At 63.6% G+C, this 5,912-nt stretch carries 3 protein-coding genes and 1 pseudogene; 3 read left to right on the plus strand and 1 reads right to left on the minus strand.

Features of this window, described 5'->3' with window-relative positions:
- Positions 1 to 858 (plus strand): helix-turn-helix domain-containing protein (locus tag VK519_RS13460; RefSeq protein WP_324350580.1); only part of this gene is annotated, 858 nt, incomplete at its 5' end.
- A gap of 113 nt (positions 859 to 971) precedes the next feature.
- Positions 972 to 3,965, plus strand: coding sequence for an outer membrane beta-barrel protein (locus VK519_RS13465; RefSeq protein WP_324350582.1), 2,994 nt, complete (start codon positions 972 to 974; stop codon positions 3,963 to 3,965).
- Positions 3,966 to 4,091: 126 nt separating this feature from the next.
- On the opposite strand, the gene VK519_RS13470 is transcribed toward VK519_RS13465, so the two are convergent.
- Complete coding sequence (locus VK519_RS13470) at positions 4,092 to 5,348, minus strand: alkaline phosphatase family protein (protein ID WP_324350583.1); 1,257 nt, start codon at positions 5,346 to 5,348, stop codon at positions 4,092 to 4,094.
- 144 nt (positions 5,349 to 5,492) lie between these two features.
- Here VK519_RS13470 and VK519_RS13475 point away from each other — a divergent pair.
- Positions 5,493 to 5,912: pseudogene (locus tag VK519_RS13475) on the plus strand (urocanate hydratase); the annotation flags it as partial.

The following is a 5,912-nucleotide window of genomic DNA, read 5'->3' on the forward strand; positions in this document are numbered from 1 at the left end:
GACGGCTACGCCGGTGAGCGGTTGCGCCTGGCGACCTTCCGCCACGCCCCGCATGTGCTTAGCTTCGAAGGGATCGCTCCAGCGCACCGCGGGGCGGCCCTCTTGAGCCTTCAACTTGAAGGTAATGCCACGGTGGAACAATACGGGCGGCGAAGCCGCATCGCACAGGATGACTTTTGCCTGGTCGACCTCTCGCGCCCGTTCCGTCTGGAATTCGGGGCTTCGACGGTGCAGACGATCTACCTGCCGATCACGGCGTTGCGCGAGGCGGTACCGCAGGTGGCGATGGCATCGGCGATTGGCTTGCCCGGCGACCGCGGGCCCGTAGGCTACTTGCGCGTGCTGTTCAGGGAGATTTTCTACCGCGCGAGCGACCTCACCGAAGCCGTCGCCAGCCGGCTATTGGACGCGATCCCCCATATGTTGGCCGCAGCGCTCGAGACCGCCGATCCGGCGCGCCTGTCCGCCACGCAGCTGCGCCTTCACTACAAACAGCAGGCACGTCGCTTCGCCCGCGAACACCTGGATGATCCGGAGCTGTGCGCCGAGTTGATTGCCCGTGGCATTGGCTTGTCGATGAGTTACCTCTTCGAGTTGTTCTCCGACGAGGACCTCACCCTGATGCGCTGGGTGCGCGGCGAGCGGCTCGCCCGCTGCAAGCGCGAGCTGGCCGATCCGGCACTGCGCCACCGTGGCGTGTCACAGATCGCCTACGGCTGGGGCTTCGGCGACATGACGCATTTCAGCCGGAGTTTCCGCGACGCCTATGGCACGTCGCCGCGTTCCTTCCGTCAGGCGGCGCTTGCATACAGCCGGAGCATCGCGCGGATCACCGCCGGCCATACCGGCGAGGAATAGCCGAATGACGCGGCATTTTCCGCCGTTTCGTCATCCGGGACCAACACTAGATTTAACAGGCGATGGCGTCAGTGCCGTCGCCATTGAAAAACATCTTTGGGGAGCCACACGCAGTGTCCAACAACAAATTGCAATGGATGCGGCTTAGCCGCATCAGCCTCGCCGTCGGCCTTGCCGTGGGCAGCACCGCCATCTTTGCCCAGGCCACCACAGGCAGCATCTTCGGCCAGGCGCCTGCAGCCGCGGGGGAGACGGTGCAAGTGCGAAGCAACTCCGGCGTGACGCGCGAAGTGGCGGTGGACGCCAGCGGACGCTATGCCATCGGATCGCTGCCCCTGGGCACGTACTCGGTATCCCTGGTGAAGGACGGCGCGACCATCGATTCGCGCAGCAACGTCGACCTGCGCGTGGGTTCAGGCACGGAAGTGTCATTCGCCACCGGGGCCAAGAATCTTGATGCCGTTACCGTATCGGCGGCCGCGCTGCCGGCGATCGACGTGACCAGCGTGGACGCCCGCACGGTCATCACCTCGCAGCAGCTCGCGCGCTTGCCACTTGCACGCAGCGCCGAAGCGATCGCCCTGCTTGCCCCGGGTGTCGTTCCCGGCTACAGCGGGTTCACCAGCGGTACCACGGGCGGTTCGCTGGTGGCCTTCAGTGGTTCGTCGGTCACCGAGAACGCCTATTACCTCAACGGCTTCAATACCACCGACCCCCTCAGCGGATTCGGCGGCATCAGCCTTCCCTACGGCGCGGTCGACCAGGAGGAAATCCTGAGCGGCGGCTACGGCGCGGCGTATGGCCGTTCCGACGGCGGCGTGATCAGCCAGACCGGCAAGCGCGGCACCAATGACTGGCACTTCGGCGCCCAGGTGCAGTGGACACCCGCGTTCGGCCGCGGTACCAGCCCCAATGCGTACTACGTCAGCGGCGCCAACGACGGCGAAATCTACCGCCGTTACTCGCAGACCAACTCGTGGCTTGCCACGGAAAGCGCTTACGTGGGCGGCCCGCTGATCAAGGACAAGCTGTTCATCTTCGCCGCCGTGGAAGGGCAGAAGCAGTCGGGCAACAGCGTGGGCGCGGTGACGTCGTCCTATAACACGGCCTACGAGTACCACAACCCGAAGTGGTACACCAAGATCGACTGGAACATCAACGACAACAATATCCTCGAGCTCACCGGGGCGTCGACGAAGACATCGTACAAGGGCAACCTGTACAACTACGACTACGACACGAAGACCACCAGCGGTCTCAATAGCTTCGCCACGTCGACCAAGAACAGTGCCGAGGTTTACGTCGGCAAGTTCACCAGCTACATCACCGACGACATCACCCTGACTGCCCTTTACGGCAAGCAGAAGATGACGTACTTCAGCCAGACCCCCGGCTACGATCCCACCCTTACCTATATCAGCGGGTCGGAGTTCGAGAACCCGGCGATCGTGGGCGATTCCCCGATCGTAAACACCCAGACGGTACTTACCGCCACGGATCCGAGCCATCGCGCCACCAGCAACAACCTTCGCCTTGATCTTTCCTGGAAGGTCGGCGACCACACCATCACTGGCGGCATCGACAACCTCAACTCCCGCGATATCGACGACGGCCAGACCGGCACGGCATGGATCTACGGTTACGGCGATCCGGGTACGGCGATCAGCGACAGCCCGTACGTGGCGGCCCCCAACACCGGTGCGGGCGGCGAGACCGGTTACTACGTATCGAAGTACCTCTACAGCACGTCGGCCTCGGTGCGCGTGAAGCAGCGTGCCCAGTACGTGGAAGACAGCTGGCAGGTAGATGATCGCTGGCTGGTGAAGATCGGCCTGCGCAACGACCAGTTCACCAACTACAACCCCGATGGCGATGCCTTCCTGCGCATGACCAAGCCGCAATGGGCGCCGCGGCTGGGTTTCAGCTGGGACGTGAACGGCGATTCGTCGCTGAAGGTGTACGGCAACGCCGGTCGTTACTACCTGGCCATGCCTGCATCCGTGGCGCTGCGTGCTGCCGCGGGCTCCCTCTATACCAACGAGTACTACACCTACACCGGCATCGACGCCAACGGCAACCCGACGGGGCTGACACAACTGGCGTCGTCCACCGGCGGCGCCGTGTCAGCCAACAACGAGTATGGCCAGGCGCCGGATGCCAAGACCGTGGCCGCCAAGGGCATCCAGTCCGAATACCAGGATGAATACCTGCTCGGCTTCACCCAGCAGTTCGCCCAGGACTACGTCTGGGGCATGAAGGGGCAGGTACGCAAGCTGCGCAACATCCTGGACGATATCTGCGATACCGACACCATCGCGGCCAAGGCGCAGTCGCTGGGCATCGACGTGGATGCGACCAGCCTGAACGGTTGCTACCTGTCCAACCCTGGCCGCAGCAACACCTACCGCATCGCCAATGGTGCCGGCGGCTACAACGAGGTCACCGTATCGGCCAAGGACTTCGGCATGCCCAGCGCCAAGCGCAACTACTACGGGCTGGAAACGTTCCTTGAGCATCCGTTCGACGGCACCTGGCAGGCCAAGGTCGACTACGTCTACTCGCGCAGCTACGGCAACAGTGAAGGCCAGGTGCGGTCGGACATCGGGCAGACGGACGTGTCGGCCACGGTCGACTGGGATTTTGGCAAGCTGATGGAAAACTCCAACGGCCTGCTTTCCAACGACCGCAAACATCAGTTGAAGATCTACGGCTCGTGGCAAGTGGCGCCTGAATGGATGCTCTCGGGCAACATCGCCCTGCTGTCCGGCGCGCCCAAGACCTGCCTGGGTTACTACGGCGCGGATGAAAGCAACCCGGTGGGCTACGGCAGTTACTACCACTACTGCGATGGCGTGGCATCGGCCCCGGGCGATGCCGGTCGCCAGCCCTGGCAGCACATCATTTCCCTTTCAGCCGAATATCGCCCGATGTGGGCGGCGCAGAAGCTGGCCTTCAACGTGATGGTCTACAACATCCTCAACGAATCGGTGGCTACCGCCACCTACGCGATCAGTGGCTCGTCCACCGCACCGAACACCAACTACGAGCGCGTCCTGTACTGGAGCACGCCGCGCTACCTGCGCTTTGGCATCAGCTACGACTTCTAACCTTTTCCCATACCAACAATAAGCGTTCCGGCCGCTCCCCGGCCCCGACCCCTGGACGCAACGTTCCTCCCCAGATCAGGCCGCCGGCTTCCCACCGGCGGCCTCTTTTTTCCCGGGCGCGGCAGGTCAGGGTGACCGGGTGGGTCCGGCCAGCGCCGGCTGCAACGGTGCCAGGCTGCCATCGTTGGGCAGCGGCGACAAACCGAGCAAGTGCATGATGAGGTCGTATACATCCACGTTGGGGAATTCACCGATGGTCACGCCGCGGCCGAACGATGGGCCGTTGGCGATGAACAATGCCCGCATCGATGGATCGGCGTTGTCGTATCCGTGCTGGCCCAGTGACAGCGGGTCGGTGCGCTTGGCCAGTGAGGCCTTCGTGGTGACCTGCCAGCCCACATCGGGCAAGCAGACAATCGCCGGTACGCGCTCGTGGTGGCCGTAGTTGAAGCGCGCGGGAATATCCGCCTTGCGCCAGCAGGCCATGTGCTCGTGTGGGGCGAGCAACTTAGCCTGCGCCTTGGTGAAATCGTGCCCGGGCAGGGGGTTGAAGCTCGGCAGCGTTCCGGTGGCAACCACATCGACGGTCGAAGGGTCCACGATATCGTCGACCAGGATCACCTGGTTGGCAGGCGTGGGGGCCATGCCATGGTCGGACACCACGATCAGGTCGACACTGCCCAGGAGGTTCCGTTGCCCAAGGCCGGCGACAAGGCGCGCCATGGCATGGTCGGTGGTAACGATGGCCTGGTTTACTTCGTTCGAATCAGGACCGAACTTGTGGCCCTGGTGGTCCACCGCATCGAAGTAGAGCGTTGCCAGGCGCGGTCGTTGCGCGGGCGGGACATCGAGCCACGTCAATAGCTGATCGACGCGGGCATTGGGCGTGACTTTTTCGTCCCACGGCAGGTAGTGGGTGGGCCTGATGCCTTCGATCGCCGCTTCCGAACCTGGCCAGAACATCGTTGCCGCATGGATGCCATGGCGCTCGGCGGTGACCCAGACAGGTTCGGCATCTTCCCACCATCGTCCATCGGCGACGGCCTCGCGCTTGCCCATGGAAAAGCGGCCCAGCGCGGGATCGACCATCGTGTTGTTGACGATCCCTGAATGGTCAGGGACCTTGCCGGTGACGATGGCGTAGTGGTTGGGGAAGGTCAGCGACGGGAACGACGGCTGCATGGCGGTGGCGTGGACGCCGGTGGCAGCGAGTTTTTCCAGCGTGGGGCTCAAGTGCCGGTCAAGGTAATCCGCGCGATAGCCATCGATGGATACCAGCAGCACGATGCGGTCCTTCACCGGGGCAGGAGCGGGCGTCGGCGGAGTCGTGGCACAACCGGAAAGCAGGGCCAGGGCGAGGAGCAGGCAGGGAATGGGCTTCATGCAGGCAAGACTAAAAAGGGGGGGGGAGACCATCCATGATGGCAAAATTCCATGACGGCTTCACGGCATGCTGCGCCATGCCTTTCCCCGCCTGCGCGGCCCCAAGCATAATCTCAGGCTTACGCATCGCGCGCCGAGGGCACCATGACCGCACCCACCCGCATCGACACCACCCGCATCGTCCGCGCCCCGCGTGGCACGCACTTAAGCTGCCGCAGCTGGCTCACCGAGGCTCCGTTCCGCATGCTGCAGAACAACCTCGATCCGGACGTGGCGGAAAATCCTGCGGAACTGGTGGTGTACGGTGGCATTGGCCGGGCCGCACGCAACTGGGAATGCTTCGATGCCATCCTGCACGCCCTGCGCGAGCTGCGCGAAGACGAAACCCTGCTGGTGCAGTCGGGTAAGCCGGTGGGCGTGTTTCCCACGCACGCCGATGCCCCGCGCGTATTGATCGCCAATTCCAACCTGGTGCCAGCCTGGGCCAACTGGGAACACTTCAACGAGCTCGATCGCAAGGGCTTGATGATGTACGGCCAGATGACCGCAGGTTCCTGGATATAC

It is taken from the genome of Pinirhizobacter sp., from assembly GCF_035317885.1.
GTDB lineage: Bacteria > Pseudomonadota > Gammaproteobacteria > Xanthomonadales > Rhodanobacteraceae > Pinirhizobacter.

Bases quoted from the DNA above. Each gene is read 5' to 3' on its own strand.
- VK519_RS13470 (WP_324350583.1), bottom strand. From the start codon at position 5,348: ATGAAGCCCATTCCCTGCCTGCTCCTCGCCCTGGCCCTGCTTTCCGGT.